Here is a 1,573-nt window from a genome sequence, read left to right as displayed (position 1 = left end):
CCTGTGCGAACAGCCGCTGGCGGCTTGCCGCCGGCCGCCGCTCAGGCGGGGCACCCCGCCCAGCAGGATATGGCGGAAGCGGTCGCACAGCTCGATAAAGTCCGGCGCCGCCAGCGGCTGTTCGCACAGGTCGGCATAGCGGCACCAGAGCACGGACTCGCTCCGCCCCTGCACCGCTATCTGCCGGTGGCCCAGCGGCAAGGGCTCACTGCCGCCGCCCGCCGGCGCCAGCTCGGCGAACAGGGCTGCCAGGGCCTGGGGGTCGTTCACCCAGTAGCGTTGCCGGGGCGCCCCCGGGTGCAGCCGGTGATCCTCGCCGCCGTCCACCGCCACCACCCGCATCCGCTCGGCCATGGCCGCCACCGCCGGCAGAAAGCGATCCCGGTTGAAGCCCTCGGCGTAGAGCCCCTCGGGCGGCTGGTTGGAGGTGGTCACCAGCACCAGGCCTTCGGCGAACAGCTGTTGCAGCAGGCGGCCGAGCAGCATGGCATCGCCGATGTCGCTCACGAACAGCTCGTCCAGGCACAGCACCCTCACCTCGGCGGCCAGCTCCGCCGCCAGTTGCGCCAGCGGATCCTCGGTGCCGGTCAGCTGGAACAGCCGCCGGTGCACCCAGCGCATAAAGTGATGAAAGTGCAGCCGCTTGGCCGGCACCGACAGGCCGCGATGGAACAGGTCCATCAGCCAGGTCTTGCCCCGCCCCACCGGCCCCCACAGGTAAACGCCGCCGATATCCCGCTCGCCGGCATGCAGCCGCCGCTGGCACTGCTCCAGCCATTCGGCGGCCCGGCGCTGGGCGGCATCGTCCTTAAAGCCCGCGTCCAGGGCGGCGAGGTAGGCGGCGTAGGGGGAAAGGGTCATAACGGGCCGGGGTTTGCGAAACGGAAGGGCATTAAGCCACAGCGCCCGCCGCCGGACAAGGTCGGCCCCTAGCGCCGGGCCGCGTGGCGCATGATCTCCGCTGGTATCCGCTCGAGCGACACCACCCGCTCCACCGCCCCCAGGGCGATGGCCTCCCTGGGCATGCCAAACACCACGCAGGAGGCCTCGTCCTGGGCCAGGGTCTCGGCCCCGGCCTGGGCCATCTCCTTCAGTCCCCGGGCGCCATCGTCGCCCATGCCGGTCATGATGATGCCGGTGGCGTTTTTACCGGCAAACTTGGCCACCGAGCGGAACAGCACGTCCACCGAGGGCTTGTGTCGGTTCACCGGCGGCCCGTCCAGCACCTCCACCTGGTAGTAGGCGCCGCTGCGCCTGAGCTGCATGTGCCGGCCGCCGGGAGCGATCAGCGCCAGCCCCGGCAGCACCCTGTCCTGGTGGCGGGCTTCCCGCACCTCCAGCCGGCACAGCTGGTTCAGGCGGGCGGCGAACGAGGCGGTGAACTTCTCCGGCATGTGCTGCACTATCACCAGCCCCGGGCACACCCGGGGCAGTGCCGTCAGCACCCGCTCCAGGGCCTGGGTGCCGCCGGTGGAGGTGCCGATGGCCACGATGCGCTCCGTGGTCTGCACCATGGCCTGGCTGCCCGGCGGCTCCGCCATGGCATCCGCCCCCAGCCTGGGCGGCACCGGCA

At 71.5% G+C, this 1,573-nt stretch carries 2 protein-coding genes; both read right to left on the bottom strand.

From position 1 onward, the window contains the following. Window positions 1-861: cell division protein ZapE (zapE, locus tag CGX12_RS19145; protein ID WP_094041450.1), on the bottom strand; the 861-nt coding region annotated here is incomplete at its 3' end. A 68-nt stretch (window positions 862-929) separates the two neighbouring features. Continuing rightward, window positions 930-1,573: chemotaxis protein CheB (locus CGX12_RS19140; protein ID WP_303396191.1), on the bottom strand; the 644-nt coding region annotated here is incomplete at its 5' end.

The sequence above is a fragment of the Zobellella denitrificans genome, assembly GCF_002237365.1.
GTDB classification, from domain to species: domain Bacteria; phylum Pseudomonadota; class Gammaproteobacteria; order Enterobacterales; family Aeromonadaceae; genus Oceanimonas; species Oceanimonas denitrificans.
Note: the sequence above shows the minus strand (reverse complement) of the source record. Positions and strands in the feature narration are given on the sequence as shown.